The organism is Thauera sp. (genome assembly GCF_035444905.1).
Taxonomy (GTDB): Bacteria; Pseudomonadota; Gammaproteobacteria; order Burkholderiales; family Rhodocyclaceae; genus Thauera.
This window is the reverse complement of record NZ_DAOMPS010000002.1, coordinates 26,474-41,804: the sequence shown is the minus strand read 5'-3', so window position 1 is coordinate 41,804 and position 15,331 is coordinate 26,474. Positions and strand designations below refer to the sequence as shown.

15 protein-coding genes are annotated in these 15,331 nt (G+C 68.2%); 1 reads left to right on the top strand and 14 read right to left on the bottom strand.

All coding sequences use genetic code 11. From position 1 onward, the window contains the following. Complete coding sequence (locus PLC66_RS01400) at window positions 1-909, bottom strand: triphosphoribosyl-dephospho-CoA synthase (RefSeq protein WP_324537169.1); 909 nt, start codon at window positions 907-909, stop codon at window positions 1-3. Beyond that, the gene (mdcA, locus tag PLC66_RS01395; protein WP_324537167.1) at window positions 909-2,570 is read right to left on the bottom strand and encodes a malonate decarboxylase subunit alpha; all 1,662 of its coding nucleotides are present in this window, start codon (window positions 2,568-2,570) and stop codon (window positions 909-911) included. Before mdcA ends, PLC66_RS01400 begins: the two co-directional genes overlap by 1 nt. A gap of 151 nt (window positions 2,571-2,721) precedes the next feature. Here mdcA and PLC66_RS01390 point away from each other — a divergent pair, with 151 nt between their 5' ends. Continuing rightward, window positions 2,722-3,627: a LysR family transcriptional regulator gene (locus tag PLC66_RS01390; RefSeq protein ID WP_324537165.1), complete on the top strand. Its 906-nt coding sequence runs from the start codon at window positions 2,722-2,724 to the stop codon at window positions 3,625-3,627. A 103-nt stretch (window positions 3,628-3,730) separates the two neighbouring features. Here the strand turns inward: PLC66_RS01390 and PLC66_RS01385 are convergent, their stop codons facing one another. The 12 genes from PLC66_RS01385 to PLC66_RS01330 all read right to left on the bottom strand — a co-directional run. Next, window positions 3,731-4,918 carry an O-succinylhomoserine sulfhydrylase gene (locus PLC66_RS01385; RefSeq protein ID WP_324537163.1) on the bottom strand — a complete coding sequence of 396 codons (1,188 nt, stop codon included), beginning with the start codon at window positions 4,916-4,918 and terminating at the stop codon, window positions 3,731-3,733. Between the two features lie 65 nt (window positions 4,919-4,983). Then, window positions 4,984-6,531: an amidophosphoribosyltransferase gene (purF, locus tag PLC66_RS01380; protein WP_324537161.1), complete on the bottom strand. Its 1,548-nt coding sequence runs from the start codon at window positions 6,529-6,531 to the stop codon at window positions 4,984-4,986. Between the two features lie 10 nt (window positions 6,532-6,541). Continuing rightward, window positions 6,542-7,033: a CvpA family protein gene (locus PLC66_RS01375; protein WP_324537159.1), complete on the bottom strand. Its 492-nt coding sequence runs from the start codon at window positions 7,031-7,033 to the stop codon at window positions 6,542-6,544. A gap of 9 nt (window positions 7,034-7,042) precedes the next feature. Beyond that, window positions 7,043-7,738, bottom strand: a complete 696-nt coding sequence (locus PLC66_RS01370; RefSeq protein WP_324537157.1) for an SPOR domain-containing protein — start codon at window positions 7,736-7,738, stop codon at window positions 7,043-7,045. Between the two features lie 9 nt (window positions 7,739-7,747). Next, complete coding sequence (gene folC, locus PLC66_RS01365; protein ID WP_503012163.1) at window positions 7,748-9,070, bottom strand: bifunctional tetrahydrofolate synthase/dihydrofolate synthase; 1,323 nt, start codon at window positions 9,068-9,070, stop codon at window positions 7,748-7,750. Next, complete coding sequence (gene accD / locus PLC66_RS01360; protein ID WP_324537155.1) at window positions 9,070-9,948, bottom strand: acetyl-CoA carboxylase, carboxyltransferase subunit beta; 879 nt, start codon at window positions 9,946-9,948, stop codon at window positions 9,070-9,072. Before accD ends, folC begins: the two co-directional genes overlap by 1 nt. Continuing rightward, window positions 9,945-10,766 (bottom strand): tryptophan synthase subunit alpha, encoded by an 822-nt coding sequence (gene trpA / locus PLC66_RS01355; RefSeq protein ID WP_324537153.1) that lies wholly within the window; start codon window positions 10,764-10,766, stop codon window positions 9,945-9,947. Before trpA ends, accD begins: the two co-directional genes overlap by 4 nt. 43 nt (window positions 10,767-10,809) lie before the next feature. After that, window positions 10,810-12,021, bottom strand: a complete 1,212-nt coding sequence (gene trpB, locus PLC66_RS01350; protein WP_324537151.1) for a tryptophan synthase subunit beta — start codon at window positions 12,019-12,021, stop codon at window positions 10,810-10,812. Continuing rightward, a complete protein-coding gene (locus PLC66_RS01345) occupies window positions 12,008-12,631 on the bottom strand; it encodes a phosphoribosylanthranilate isomerase (RefSeq protein ID WP_324537149.1) in 624 nt (207 codons plus the stop codon). Before PLC66_RS01345 ends, trpB begins: the two co-directional genes overlap by 14 nt. Next, a complete protein-coding gene (gene truA, locus PLC66_RS01340) occupies window positions 12,632-13,429 on the bottom strand; it encodes a tRNA pseudouridine(38-40) synthase TruA (RefSeq protein ID WP_324537147.1) in 798 nt (265 codons plus the stop codon). After that, on the bottom strand, window positions 13,426-14,034 hold the full coding sequence (locus PLC66_RS01335) for a CbiQ family ECF transporter T component (protein WP_324537145.1): 609 nt from the start codon (window positions 14,032-14,034) through the stop codon (window positions 13,426-13,428). The genes truA and PLC66_RS01335 overlap by 4 nt, the downstream gene beginning before the upstream one ends. A gap of 66 nt (window positions 14,035-14,100) precedes the next feature. After that, window positions 14,101-15,331 (bottom strand): FimV C-terminal domain-containing protein (locus tag PLC66_RS01330; protein WP_324537143.1); only part of this gene is annotated, 1,231 nt, incomplete at its 5' end.

Here is a 15,331-nt window from a genome sequence, read left to right as displayed (position 1 = left end):
CTAGTTCTCCCTCTGATGAATGGGGTCTTCGGCCTCGAAGCGATCGAGGAACAGCGCCGCAGCGAGCAGGTCGGCCGCACCGCCGGGCGAAACGTTGCGGGCGATGAGCGCGCGCTCGAGGGCGTGAAGCGCCGCGCGCCCGGCCCGCGTCCCTGCCCCGCCGGACGCCAGCACGCCCTGGGCGCCCGCCTGCACGCAGGCGAGTGCCGCCGCGCCGCCACGCGACAGCACGCAGGTGTCGTCGAGCTCGGCCATGACGGCGAGCAGCGCATTGAGGCGGGCGGCATCTTCCGCATCGCCGCTGGCGCGCGCGCGCCGCAGGGTCGGCAAGGCGACCTGCACGACGTGCGGAAAGCCGGCTTGCGCCTGCCCGCGCGCGCCGCCGACACCGTAGGTGAGGCAGGCGCGCTCGCCCTTGTTACCGGTGACACCCGGCGCATGACGGTCCGGCAATCCGGCAAGGACGCCGGCACGCGACGCGACCCGGACGGGCGCCCGATCTGCCGGGCACATGGCCGCCGCGGTCACCAGCAGCCCCAGCGCCCAGATCGCGCCACGATGCGTATTCACGCCGCCGGTTGCCTGCAGCATCGCCGCCTCGCCGTCGCGGCCGATGGCGCCGATGGCTTCACGCAGGCTCAGGGGCTCGCCGGCCAGGTTCCCGCCAACCTCGAGGCCGGCACCGGCCAGTGCGGCGAAGGTCGGCCGCAGCGTGCGCGCCGAATGGCACATCAGCGACCAGTCGAGGTCACGGTGCGAGCCCCGGCTGCGGATATCCACCAGCCCCGGCTTGGGGGTCAGGGTGACCTCGTCGATCAGCGCGCTCACCGCCAGCTCGGCCAGGCCGTCGGCCATGGCGGGACGGCGCACTGCCGGCGTGACGACATCGAATTCGAGCGTCGCATTCATCACCAGCTCCTGAACTTGGCCGGCGGGTTGTAGAGCCCGCCCGACCAGGTGACCAGGTCGGCGACGCTCTTGGCCGCGAGCAGTGAGCGGGTGGCCTCGGCGCGATGCACGCCGAGGTCCTCGGGCAGCGCCACCAGCCCATCGCGACGCAGCGCCTCGGTCTGGCGCGGATCGTGGGTCAGCCCGACCGGGGTCACGCCGGAGACGGCGGCGATCATCGCCTTGCGCTCCTCGAGCGAGCGCGCCTTGTACAGATAGGCGATGCCCTCCTCGGTGAGCACGTGGGTGACGTCGTCGCCGTAGATCATCACCGGCGCCAGCGGCATGCCGGTTTCGCGGCCGACCTCGACCGCATCGAGCGACTCGACGATGCATGGCTTGCCGCCCGCCTGGAAGGTCTCGACGATCTGCACGACGAGCTTGCGACCGCGGTCGAGCGGATCGTCCGTCTCCACCAGGTCGAGCCATGCCGGCGTCGGATGCCGACGCCCGCCCGGATCGTGACCCATGTTGGGGGCGCCGCCGAAACCGGTGAGCCGGCCGCGGGTGACGGTGGAGGAATTGCCCAGTCCGTCCATCTGCAGCGTCGAGCCGATGAACAGATCCACCGCATACTGCCCGGCGAGCTGACAAAGTGCGCGATTCGAGCGCATCGAGCCGTCGCGACCGGTGAAGAACACGTCGGGCCGGGCGGCGACGTAGTCTTCCATGCCGAGCTCGCCGCCGAAGCAATGCACGCTCTCGACCCAGCCCGACTCGATCGCCGGAATCAGGGTCGGGTGCGGGTTGAGCGTCCAGTTGCGGCAGATCTTTCCCTTCAGGCCGAGGCGTTCGCCGTAGGTCGGCAGGATCAGCTCGATCGCCGCGGTGTTGAAGCCGATGCCGTGGTTGAGCGACTGCACCTGGTGGCGCTCGTACACGCCGCGGATCGCCATCATCGCCATCAGCACCTGCATCGGCGTGATCAGGCGCGGGTCGCGGGTGAACAGCGGCTCGATGAAGAAGGGCTTGTCGGCGCGCACGACGAAGTCGATCCACGAGCCGGGGATATCCACCCGCGGCAGATCGCGCGCGTCATCGACGATCTCGTTGACCTGGGCGATCACGATGCCATCGTGGAAGGCTGCCGCCTCGACCAGGGTAGGCGTGTCCTCGGTGCTCGGACCGGTGTAGAGATTGCCCTGGCGATCGGCGGTGAAGCCTGCCACCAGCACGACGTTGGGAATCAGATCGACGAACAGCCGGGCATAGAGCTCGATGTAGGTGTGGATGGCACCGACCTCGAGCAGGCCGTCCTGCAGGAACTGCGAGATGCGCAGGCTCTGTCCCCCGGCATAGGCGAAGTCTAGCCTGCGCGCGATGCCACGCTCGAAGAGGTCGAGGTGCTCCGGGAGACTCACGCTCGGCATGATCAGGTTGAGGTCATGGACGCGCGCGGGGTCGACCTGGGCGAGTGCGCGGGCGAGAAAGTCGGCCTGCTTCTGGTTGTTGCCTTCGAGCACGACGCGGTCGCCGGGGCCGATCAGTCGTTCCAGCACCTCGACAATCGAATCGGTCCTGAGCACGGTCCCGTCGGCAAATTCGCTCACCTGGGCGAGACGGCGCTGCTTCTCGGTCCGGCGTCGGGTCCAGCGCGGGTCGGGTTGAGCCTTGGCTTGCATGTTCACTCCGTCAGTTGAGACTTGGTGACGGCAAGATAGGCCTGCATCCAGGACGCTTCAATCAAGCAAAGCGCGCGTTTATTACTCCATGAGTAATAATGATGAGCACCGTAGCGACAGCCGCGGGCCACCGATCGCCAGGAGGAAGGGCATGCAGATCGACGAGCAGATCACGTTCCGCAAGTTGGAGGTCTTCCTCAGCTTCATCGAGCTGGGCAGCATGGCGCGGGTCGCCGAGGCGCTCGACCAGAGCACGGTCAGCGTGCATCGCGCCCTGCACTCCCTCGAGGAAGGGCTGCGCTGTCCATTGTTCCGCCGTGACGGTCGCAAGCTGATCCCGCTCGCCGCCGCCTATGTGTTCGCCGAACATGCGACGCGCTCCGTAGCGGAATGCACCGTCGGCATCCAGCGGGCCCGCGAGGCGGCGGGATTCGGCGCAGCGCGTCTGCGCATCGGCGCCCTGTACTCGCTCACCGTGCGCACCATCCCGCGCCTGCTGATCGGGCTCAAGACCCGTCGCTCAGAACTCGACGTGGACCTGACCCTGAGCTCCAATCGCGACTTGCTGCACAAGCTCGAGGACGGGCGCCTCGATGCGATCGTGATCGCGGTCGACAAGGACGCACCCCACCCGGAACTGATCACGATCCCGATGTTCACCGACGAGATCTTTTTCGCCGCCCCCCTCAACTCGCCTTATGCGGGCCGCCCGGTGATCGATCTGCGGGATCTGAAGGACGAGAACTTCGTCAGCCTGAGCGAGGACTTTGCGACATATCGCGACTTCAGCCAGGCATTCGAGCTGGCCGGTTTCAAGCCGCGCATCGCGATGCGGGTCGGAGACATCTTCTCCCTGACGAATCTGGTCAGCGGCGGTGTCGGTTACTCGCTCCTGCCCGGCCGCGTTGCCGATTTCAGCCCGCAGGTTCAACTGATACCGATCGCGAAGCCCTTCGTTGTCAGTCAGCGGATCGCGCTGCTCCTGCCTCGCAACCGCGAGCGCGACCCGAATCTGCTTGCGCTGATGGCTGAGTGCAGGATGTTCAGGCGGTCGTGACGACGGGGCAAAAAAGGACCCACTCGAAGCGGTACGCGGCGGGCAGGTCTCGGATCGAGCCACCCTCCCCCTGCAACGATCCCGGCCGCTGTGTGCGGCGCGCTCAGCGCCGCGCCAATCCCCGCGCCAGGTCTTCCTTCAGATCCTCGACATCCTCCAGGCCGACGGCGATTCGCAGCAGGCCGTCGCCGATCCCCGCGGTGGCACGCGCCTCGGCAGTGATGCGGCCGTGGGTGGTGGTGGCCGGGTGGGTGATCGTGGTCTTGGTGTCGCCCAGATTGGCCGTGATCGACATCAGGCGCGTCGCATCGACCACCTTCCACGCCGCATCGCGCCCGCCTTCGACATCGAAGCTCAGGATTGCGCCGCCGCTCTTTTGCTGGCGCATGGCCAGCGCGTGCTGCGGATGCGAGGCAAGGCCGGGGTAGTACACCCGCGCCACACCGGGCTGCCCCTCCAGCCAGCGTGCCAGCGCCAGCGCGCTCGCCGACTGCGCCTCCATGCGGATGCGCAAGGTCTCCAGACCCTTGAAGATCACCCAGGCGTTGAACGGTGACAGCGTCGGGCCGGCGGTGCGCAGGAACTTGAACACTTCGTCGGTGACCGCCTTGCGGCCTGCCACCGCGCCGCCCAGCACCCTGCCCTGGCCGTCCAGGTACTTGGTCGCCGAATGCACGACCACGTCCGCACCGAGATCGAGCGGGCGCTGCAAGGCCGGCGAGCAGAAGCAGTTGTCCACCGCGAACAGCACCCCTGCCTCGCGCGCGATCGCCGCGACGCCGGCGATGTCGATCACCTCGGTGAGCGGGTTGGACGGCGTCTCGGTGAAGAACAGCTTCGTCTGCGGCGTGATCGCATCACGCCAGGCATCGAGGTCGGTGGCGGCGACGAAGCTCGTGCTGATGCCGAACTTCGACAGGATGCCGCCGAACAACTGCTGGGTCGCACCGAAGAGGCCGTTGGAGGCCACCACGTGGTCGCCCGCCTGCATGGTCGCCATCGCCAGGGACAGGATCGCCGACATGCCCGAGGAGGTGGCGATGCAGGCCTCCGCCCCTTCGAGGGCGGCGAGCCGCGTCTGCATCGCGGTCACCGTGGGATTGGAGAAGCGGGCATAGACATAGCCCTCTTCCTCCCCCGAGAAGCGCGCCGCTGCCTGCGCCGCGCTGTCGAAGACGAAGCTCGAGGTCAGGTACATCGCCTCGCCGTGCTCGCCGAACTGCGTGCGCTCGATGCCGGCACGGATGGCGAGCGTATCGAGGTGGAGATCCTGCGAATCGGGAATGCTCATGGTCGGGACTCAGGCGGCTTCAATCAAAGGTCATGACGCAATGGAGGACCGCGGCGATACCGCGCTCAGCGCTCGCCGCTGGAGGCGAGATTGAGGTCGAGCTGCCCGTCGCCGTTGTCATCGCCATGATCACCGTGGCCGACCCTGCCCGGTCGGGCCTCGCTGCGCTGGTTCTCGACGCCGTTGAGGTACTCCGTCGTGATGTCACCGGTGATGTAGCTGCCGTCGAAACAGGAGGTCTCGAAGAAGCTCAGCGCGGGATTGAGCGCCCGGACGGAAGCCTTGAGGTCGTCCAGATCCTGATAGATCAGGCCGTCGGCGCCGATCTCGCGGCAGATCTCGTCCTCGCTGCGGTCCGATGCGATCAGCTCACCGCGCGTCGGCATGTCGATGCCATAGACGTTGGCGTAGCGCACCGGCGGCGCCGCCGAGGCGAGATAGACCTTGGTGGCACCGGCCTCGCGCGCCATGTTCACGATTTCGCGACTGGTCGTGCCGCGCACGATCGAGTCGTCCACCAGCAGCACGCTCTTGCCCTTGAACTCCTGGTGGATGGTGTTCAGCTTCTGGCGAACGGATTTCTTGCGCGTCGCCTGACCGGGCATGATGAAGGTGCGCCCGATGTAGCGGTTCTTGACGAAGCCTTCGCGGAACGGCAACCCGAGGCGCTGCGCCATCTGCATCGCCGACGGACGGCTCGAGTCGGGAATCGGGATGACGACATCGATTTCGACCTTGGGCATGGTGCGCTTCATTTTGTCGGCCAGGAACTCGCCCATCTTCATGCGCGATTCGTACACCGACACGCCATCGATGATCGAATCCGGCCGTGCCAGGTAGACGAACTCGAACATGCAGGGCGCGTGCACCGTCTTCGCCGCACACTGGCGGCTGTGGAAACGGCCCTCGACGTCGACCAGCACGGCCTCGCCCGGCGCCACGTCGCGCAGCAGGCGGAAGCCGAGCACATCGAGCGCTACCGACTCGGATGCCACCAGCCACTCGGTGCCGCTGTCGACCTCGTTGCGGCCGATCACCAGCGGACGAATGCCGTAGGGGTCGCGAAAGGCAAGCAGGCCGTAGCCGGCGATCATCACCACCACGGCGTAAGCACCCCGGCAGCGCCGATGCACACCGGCCACCGCGGTGAAGATCGCCTCCTCGTCGAGCTTGAGGCCCTTGCTCGCCGCCTGCAGCTCGTGCGCCAGCACATTGAGCAGGACTTCGGAGTCGCTGCTGGTGTTGATGTGGCGCAGGTCGGACAGGTACATCTCGCGCTTGAGCGCTTCGGAGTTGGTCAGGTTGCCGTTGTGCGCGAGCAGCAGACCGAAGGGCGAATTGACGTAGAAGGGCTGTGCCTCGGCCGCGTTGTAGGCCGAACCGGCGGTCGGGTACCGCACGTGGCCGATGCCCCAGTTGCCGGTGAGGTCGCGCATGTTGCGCGTCCGGAACACGTCCCGCACCAGGCCCGGCCCCTTGTGCATATGGAAGCGCCCGCCTTCCGAGGTGGCGATCCCCGCTGCATCCTGTCCGCGGTGCTGCAGGACCTGCAGCCCGTCGTAGAGGAGCTGGTTGACCGGAGAAGTGGCGACGACACCGAGAATTCCACACATGGGAGTAGGCCTATCTGAATCGAATCTTGTCGGCTACCTCGTCAGGTAGCCAGGGTTTGGCGGCGATGACCGCCGATTCCATCGGCGGCGCAAAAAGGGCCTGGGACCACCAGGGCTCGCGCGAGATGCCGGCAATACCGCCGATCAACACGACGACGAAGGCGATCGCCAGCCCACGTGCAATACCGAACAGCGCTCCGAAGAATCGATCGGTCGCACCCAGCCCTGCCGCGCGCAGCAACTCCCGCAGCAGGTAACGCAGCAGCGCAGCGAGCAGCAGCACGCCCACCACCACCAGGGCAGCGCCTGCCACCTGTCGCCACACCGGCTCGACGATGATGCCGTCGAAAAAAGCCGCCGCCTGTTCGTTATAGCGCCATGCGGCAAAAAGTGCTGCCACCCAGGCCAGCACCGCCATCACCTCGCTGACCAGGCCGCGCCACATTCCGATTGCGGCCGACAGCCCGAGCACACCGAGAAACACGTAATCAAAGAGGGTCATTGCCGACAGTCAGCGTGGTTGCAGCACGGCCTGGTGGCCACCCGCCTTCAGCCGCGCGGCGACGGCGTCCGCAGCGGCACGCCCCGCGATCGGCCCCACCCGCACGCGCGTCACGCTGCCGGCACGCTCGGTATAGGCCTGAAAGCCCTGCGCCTTGAGCTCGTCGGCAAGACGGCCCGCCTTGGCGGCGTCGCTGAACGCGCCCACCTGCACGACGAAGGCCTCGCCGCGCGGGGGTACCGGCTGGCCGCTGAGGATCGCCCGTACCCGCGCCTCTTCGTCCACCGCGGCGACCGGTGGGCGCGGCTCGGGCGTCGCCGCCGGCCGCGCCGGAGGCTCCTGCCGCGGGGGGGCCGGCGTGCTCGCCGGACGCGGGGTCACGGCCGGGGATGGCGCAGGTTCGGCTGCAGGCGGCTCGGCCGCCGGCGCTTGCGGCTCCGGCGCCGCCGTCAGCCTGTCGTTGGGCGCTGCGTCCTCGTCTTCGGGAATCGGTAGCGGAGCAGGCGTGGCCGCCGGCTCGGCACTGGCGAGCGGGCGCCGCGCATCACGGTCGGGAATCGTGACCTGGATGTCCTGCACGGCGGGATGCGGCTCCTGGTCCATCATCATGGGCAGCACGATCGCCGCCAGCAGGGCGAGCGCACTGGCGCCGACGAGTCGCCGCCGCGCCCGCTTCTTGATTTCCAGGTTGTCTGCGTCACTCACCGGAGAACCTCATCGCTGCCGCGCAGCCTTGATCGCCGCGAGCACGTCCGCCACCGTCAGGAAGGAACCGAAGACGACGATTCTATCACCCTCGAGAGCAGCTTTTTGCGCCGCAGCAAAGGCCTCGGCCGGCGAACTGAAACAGTGCATGTCGCCCTTGCCGCCGGCCGCGCGCACCCGCCCGACGAGCGACTCGGCCGCCAGCCCGCGCGGACCGGGCAGGTCGGCGAGCAGCCAGTGGTCCACCCTGCCGGCCATCAGCGCGCACACCCCTTCGACGTCCTTGTCGGCGAGCATGCCGAGCACTGCCCAGGTCTCGGGGTAGAAACCCATGCTGCCGAGGTTCTCGGCCAGCACGCCGGCCGCCTGCGGATTGTGCGCGACGTCGAGGACCACGGCGGGTCGGCCCGGCAGCACCTGGAAGCGCCCCGGCACCTCGACCAGCATCAGCCCCTGGCGCACGTGCTGCATCGAGACCGGCAGACGCGTACGCAGGCACTCGAGCGCCGTGATCACTGCAGAGGCGTTGAGCAACTGGTTGGTGCCGCGCAAGGCCGGATAGGCCAGCCCACCGCGCTTGACCAAGGCGCCCTGCGCCGGCGGCTCGGCATAGCGCCAGTAGCCCCACTGCTGGCGATCGCCGCCGAAGCCGAAGTCGCGCCCGCTGATCCAGAGCTCGGCGCCGATCGTCAAGGCATGTTCGACCAGGCTGGCGGGCGGCTGGGGGTCGCCGCAGACCGCCGGTCGCCCGGCGCGGAAGATGCCGGCTTTCTCGAAGCCGATGGCCTCGCGGGTATCGCCGAGGAAGTCCATGTGATCCATCGCCACACTGGTGACGATCGAACAATCGGCGTCGAACAGATTGACCGCGTCGAGGCGCCCGCCAAGGCCCACCTCGAGGATGATGACGTCAAGCCGCGCGGCGGCGAACACCGCCCACGCGGCCAGCGTGCCATGCTCGAAGTAGGTCAGCGGCGTGTCGCCACGCACCGCCTCCACCGCCTCAAAGCCGACGACCAGCTGCGCGTCGCTGGCGTCCTGGCCGTCGATGCGCACGCGCTCGTTGTAGCGCATCAGGTGCGGCGAGGTGTAGCAACCGACGCGATACCCGGCCGCGAGCAAGATGCCCTCGAGCATAGCGCAGCAAGAACCCTTGCCATTGGTGCCGCCGATGGTGATCACCGCCGCATCCGAGCTGACCGCCATCGCGTCCTTGACCTTGCGCACCCGCTCGAGGCCCAGCTCGATGCGCTGCCCGTGGCGCTGCTCCAGCAGGGCGAGCCAGCCCTCGAGCGTGGCCGGAAGCCCCGCATTCAAACCCACGGCAGACATCAATCGCTCACCGCGTCGGCAGGTTGACGCGTCAGCATGGCGAGCACGCCCGCAAGCTGGTCGCGCAGCTCGCGACGGTCGACGATCAGGTCGACCGCGCCCTTCTCGAGCAGGAACTCGGCGCGCTGGAAGCCTTCGGGCAGCTTCTCGCGCACGGTCTGCTCGATCACCCGCGGGCCAGCAAAGCCGATCAGCGCACCGGGTTCGGCAATCACCACGTCGCCCATGAAGGCAAAGCTGGCGGACACGCCGCCCATGGTCGGGTCGGTAAGCACAGTGACGAAGGGCAACCTGCGCTCGGTCAGGCGTGTAATCGACGCGGTGGTCTTGGCCATCTGCATCAGCGACAGCAGGCCCTCCTGCATGCGCGCCCCGCCCGAGGCGGTGATGCAGATGAAGGGCACGCGCTGTTCGAAGGCGCGCTTGGCGCCGCGGACGAAGCGCTCACCGACGACCGAGCCCATCGAGCCGCCGAGGAACTCGAACTCGAAGCAGGCAACGACCACCGGCAGGCTCTTGATCGCGCCCTGCATGACGACCATGGCATCGGCCTCGCCGGTATCGGCCGTGGCAGCCGACAGGCGCTCCGGGTACTTGCGCGAATCCTTGAACTTGAGTGCATCGACCGGCGTGACCTCGGCGCCGATCTCGACCCGGCCTTCGGCATCGAGCAGCACGTCGAGGCGACGGCGGGCACGCAGGCGATGATGATGCCCGCACTTGGGACACACGCCGAGGTTGCTGTCGAGGTCGGCGCGGTAGAGCACGGCCTCGCAGCCGTCGCATTTGCTCCACAGGCCTTCGGGGATCGACTTGTTGCGCGCCGAGGTCTCGCCGCGCTTGATCCTCGGCGGCAGCAGCTTCTCCAACCAGCTCATTGAATTGCTCCTTTGCCGGCAGCGAGTTCGTCGAGCGCCACGCGGATGTCGCGCATGAATGCAGCGACCCGCGGCACTTCCTCGCCCGGACTGTGTTCGATTTCCTCGATGATCCGGCTGCCGATCACCACCGCATCGGCGACCGCACCGATGGCGCGCGCGCTGGCCGCATCGCGGATGCCGAAGCCCACGCCCACCGGCATCCCGACCGCGGCGCGGATCTGCGGAATGCGGCGCGCCACCTCCTCGACATCGAGCTTGGCGCTGCCGGTGACCCCCTTCAGCGACACGTAATAGATGTAGCCACTACCCGCGCGCGCCACGTCGGCATAGCGCTGCTCGGACGAGGTCGGCGCCAGCAGGAAGATCGGATCGAGGCCGCCGGCCTTGGCCGTGGCGGCAAAGCCGACGCACTCCTCGGGCGGATAATCGACCACCAGCACGCCATCGACACCGGCGCCATGCGCATCGGCGACAAAGCGCTCGGCCCCCATGGCCTCGATCGGGTTGGCGTAGCCCATCAACACCACCGGCGTGTCGGCATTGGTCGCACGGAAGGCGCGCACCAGCTCGAGCACCTTGCGCAGGCTCATGCCCTGCGCCAGGGCGCGCTCGGAGGCACGCTGGATGGTCGGGCCGTCGGCCATCGGGTCGGAGAACGGCACGCCGAGCTCGATGATGTCGGCGCCGCCCTCGACCAGCGCATGCATCAGCGGCAGGCTCAGCTCGGGGGTGGGAAAGCCAGCGGTAACGAAGGGGATCAGCGCCTTGCGGCCTTCGGCCTGCAGGCGCTGGAAAACGGTCTGAATTCTTGACATGTCTCGATCACACTGCGGGCCGCAGATGCGGCCCGGGGCAGGTTCAGAACTGGATGCCGGAACGTTCGGCGACGGTGTGCATGTCCTTGTCGCCGCGGCCGGAGAGATTGACCAGCAGGATCTTGTCCTTGGGCAGCGTCGGTGCCAGCTTGGCCGCGTAGGCGAGCGCGTGCGCGGACTCGAGCGCCGGAATGATGCCTTCGAGCCGGCACAGGTCGTGGAAGCCCTGCAGCGCTTCGGCGTCGGTGATGCCGACGTATTCGGCGCGCGACGTGTCCTTGAGCCAGGCGTGCTCGGGGCCGACGCCCGGGTAGTCGAGGCCGGCGGACACCGAATGGGTCTCGATGATCTGGCCGTCCTCGTCCTGCAGCAGGTAGGTGCGGTTGCCGTGCAGCACGCCGGGGCGCCCGGCCGTCAGCGACGCCGAGTGGCGCCCGGTATCCAGGCCGTCACCCGCGGCCTCGACACCGATCAGTTTCACGCCGGGCACGCCGATATAGGGGTGGAAGATCCCCATCGCGTTCGAACCGCCACCGACGCAGGCGAGCACGTAGTCCGGCTGGCGCCCGGCCATCTCGGGCATCTGCTCGATGCACTCCTTGCCGATCACCGACTGGAAGTCGCGCACCATCATCGGGTAGGGGTGCGGCCCGGCCACGGTGCCGATGATGTAGAAGGTGTCGGCGACGTTGGTGACCCAGTCGCGCATCGCCTCGTTGAGTGCGTCCTTGAGTGTCTTCGAGCCCGACTCGACCGGCACCACGGTGGCACCGAGCAGCTTCATGCGATAGACGTTGGCCGCCTGGCGCTTGACGTCCTCCGAGCCCATGTACACCACGCACTCCATGCCGTAGCGCGCGGCCACGGTGGCGGTGGCGACGCCGTGCTGGCCGGCGCCGGTCTCGGCGATCACGCGCGGCTTGCCCATGCGGCGGGCCACCAAGGCCTGGCCGATGCAGTTGTTCACCTTGTGCGCGCCGGTATGGTTGAGGTCCTCGCGCTTGAGGTAGATCTGCGCCCCGCCGAGCAGTCCCGACCAGCGCTTGGCGTGGTAGATCGGGCTCGGACGGCCGACATAGTGCTTGAGCTCGTATTCGAACTCGGCGATGAATTCCGGATCAGCCTGGCAGGCTGCGTAGGCTTCGCGCAGCTCGGCAAGTGCGGGCATCAGCGTCTCGGAAACGAAGACGCCCCCGTACGGGCCGAAATGCCCGCTCGCATCGGGAAACTGGTAAGGCGTGTCAGCCATCTGCATGTCGAACTCCGGCTATGAAGGCGGCGATCTTCGCCGCATCCTTGATTCCCTTGGCACTTTCCACGCCGCTTGACACATCGACCGCCCACGGGCGGACGCGGCGCACGGCCTCGGTCACGTTGTCTGCATCGAGCCCGCCGGAAAGCACGAGCGGCCGCCCGAACCCGTCCGGGATCAGCGACCAATCGAAGGTCTTGCCGCCCCCGCCATAGCCCTCGACGAAGGCGTCGACGAGAATGCCGCTGGCGCGCGGGTGGAAACTCGAGAATTCTAACAGATCGACCCCGGGGCGCATCCGCGCCGCCTTGATCCAGGGCCGTCCGTGGCGGGCGCAATCAGACTCCGCTTCGTCACCATGGAACTGCAGAAGTTGCAGGGGCACGCGCGCGAGCACCGCGTCGACCTCGTCCTGCCTGGCATTGACGAAGAGGCCGACCGAGCTCACGAAGGGAGGCAGCAGGGCGGCAAGCTCGGCTGCCTGCTCGATGTCGACGGCGCGCGGGCTGGGCGGATAGAAGACGAAACCGATTGCATCGGCCCCCGCCTCGACGGCCGCGCGCACATCTTCGGGCCGGGTCAGGCCACAGATCTTGATTCGGGTACGGGACATTCAGACGAGGGGTAGCTGGGGCAGCGCGATGATACGCCCATCGTTGGGCAGCGGCCAGCGCGGCGGGTAGCTGACCCCGCACAGGTACAGGCCATCGGGCGCAAACGTGGGCGCCGCGCGGGTGCGATCGCGCGCCTCCAGCAACTCGCGCATCCACCCAACCGGGTAACGCCCCTTGCCCACGTAGACGAGCGCACCGACGAGGTTGCGGATCATGTGATGCAGGAAGCCGTTGGCGCGGAAATCGAACAACAGGTAATCGCCCTGGCGGCGCACGCTCGCCTCGTGCATCAGCCGCACCGGCGTCTTCGACTGACAGCCCGCCGCCCGGAACGACGAGAAGTCGTGCCAGCCCAGCAGGCAGTCGACCGCCTGCGCCATGCGCGCTTCGTCGAGCGGAGGGTGGAACCAGCCCACCCTGCCGGCCAGCATCGCCGGCCGCGTCGGCGCGTTGTGCAGGATGTAACGGTAGCGCCGCTCGGTGGCAAGAAAACGGGCGTGAAAATCATCGTCGACTTCGGTCGCCCAACGCACCACCACCGCGGCCGGCAGCAGGGCGTTGACGCCGCGTACCCAGGCGGTGGTCGGGCGCCGCGCGTTGGTGTCAAAGTGCACCACCTGTGCGCTGGCATGGACCCCCGCGTCGGTCCGCCCGGCGCAGTGCAGGCGCACGCGTTCGGCCGCGATCGTACCCAGGGCGGCCTCGAGGACGTCCTGCACGGTGCGGCCATGGGCCTGGCTCTGCCAGCCGCAGAAGGCATCGCCCGCGTATTCGAGACCCAGGGCAATGCGCGTCATGCGAGGCTCCACCACAGCAGGGCGGCAAACAACGCGAGCGCAAACACCGCATCGGCCCGACTCAGACGTTCGCGCTGCAGTCTCACTGGCTCGACCTTGCCCTCCTCGTCCTCATCGAGCAACCACGCCTTCCAGTGCCCGGGACCGCTGCCGCGCGGCGTGGCCTCGACCAGGCGCAGGACCAGCAGCAGGCGCAGCGCAAGCCGCTCGGGCGGCACCCCGATCAGGCGCAGCGGTCGTGCCAGCGCGTGCAGACCGCTGACCAGCCGGTCGAGCGACAGGCGCTCGAGCAGCAGCGCCACCGCACACACCACCGCCAGCAGCCGGCCCGCATGCAGCGCCGCCAGGGCAGCACCTTCACGCGTGGGTCCGAGCCGTGGCCAGTCGACGAGCAAGGCCTCGCCCGGCGTGAACCAGGCAAAGAGGATCACGATCGCCAGCAGCAGCACTCGCACACGGCGCACCAGGCGCCGCGCCCGTGCAGGCGCGAGCAGCAGCGCGACAAGCGCGCAGCCGAGCACCGCAATGGCCAGCGCAGACGGGGGCAGCAACTGGATCGAGGCGACCGCGGCCAGCCACAGGAGAAGTATGAGTCCGGAGTGCATGGGGTGAACGCACGGGGCCGCCACGAGTACGGGCTCGTGGCGGCCCCGCTGCAAGGGCGTCCTGGGTCAGCTCAGGCGACCGATCATCTCGCGCGCGACCCCCTTCTGCCGCGCCGAACCTTCGCCGAGCACTTCCTGCAACAACTCGAGCGCGCCCTCGTTGTCGCCCATTTCCTCATAGGCCCGCGCCAGTTCCAGTTTGGTGTCGGCCTCCTCGTTATCGACCTCACCCCCGCTTGCCGCTTGAGCAGGCGCATCGGCATCAAAGCCCGCATCGCCACCCGCTCGCTGTACCTGGCCAAGGTCGGTCGCCTCGGCCTCGAAGGGAACGACTTCGATCTCGGGAACGCCCTGATCGTCGAAGTTCTCCAGATCAAGATCGATGGAGGTCAGGTCGAGGCCTGCCGGGCCAATGGTGGCTGGCGTTTCGGGTGCCGACGGGGTGTCGATGTCGAAATCGAAGTCGAGCAGGCTGCTGTCGAAGCTGGTCTTCTCGAGGTCGACCAAGGGTTCGTCGGCCTTCGCCGCCGGCGCCGAACGGTCGCCATCAGGCGCCGGCGAACCCTCTTCATCCATGTCCTCTACCATCGCGTCGCTGCTCACCACGGTGGCGTTGAGGTCGACGGCATCGGTCGGGGCCGTCGCGGTGTCGAGATCGGGCAATTCGAACTCGAGCGGGGCGGCGAAATCTGCGACGTTGTCCAGCATGGTCATCGAGTTCGCGGCATCCGAAGCAATGCCCGCCTCCGCCGCGGTGGGGGCGGCCGCGCCAGCGGGTGTGCTCGGCTCGTCGAAGTCGCCAATGTCGAGATCGAACACCAGACCGCCGTCGTCTTCCTGACCGGCCGGCGGCGCAGCGCCTTCGGCCGCCTCGTCGGCCACCGACAGGTCGATACCGCCGCTGGCCGGCTCGTCGCCGAGGTCGAGCTCGAAATCGATCACGCCGCTATCGGCGGGCAATTCGGGCGCCATGTCCGCCGGCTCCGGCTCGGGCGAGGCCTCGCCATTGCCGCTGGTCAGCTTGCTCAGATCACCCGGCACCGTCCATGTATCGCGCATCTGCGACAGGCTCGGTTCGATCTGGGCACTGGTGGTGAAGTCGAGCGACGACAGCTCATGCAGCGCGGCCTCGGCGCTGTCCTCGGTCTCCGGCGTGACAGCCGGCTCGCTCTGGGCCGGCGGCGGCGCCTGCGCGAGCTCGACGGCCGTCAGGGCCGACGCACCGGCACCGGCGGCGGCGGTGGCGGTGGCGGTGGCGGTGGCGGTGGCGGTGGCGGTGGCGGTGGCGGTGGCGGTG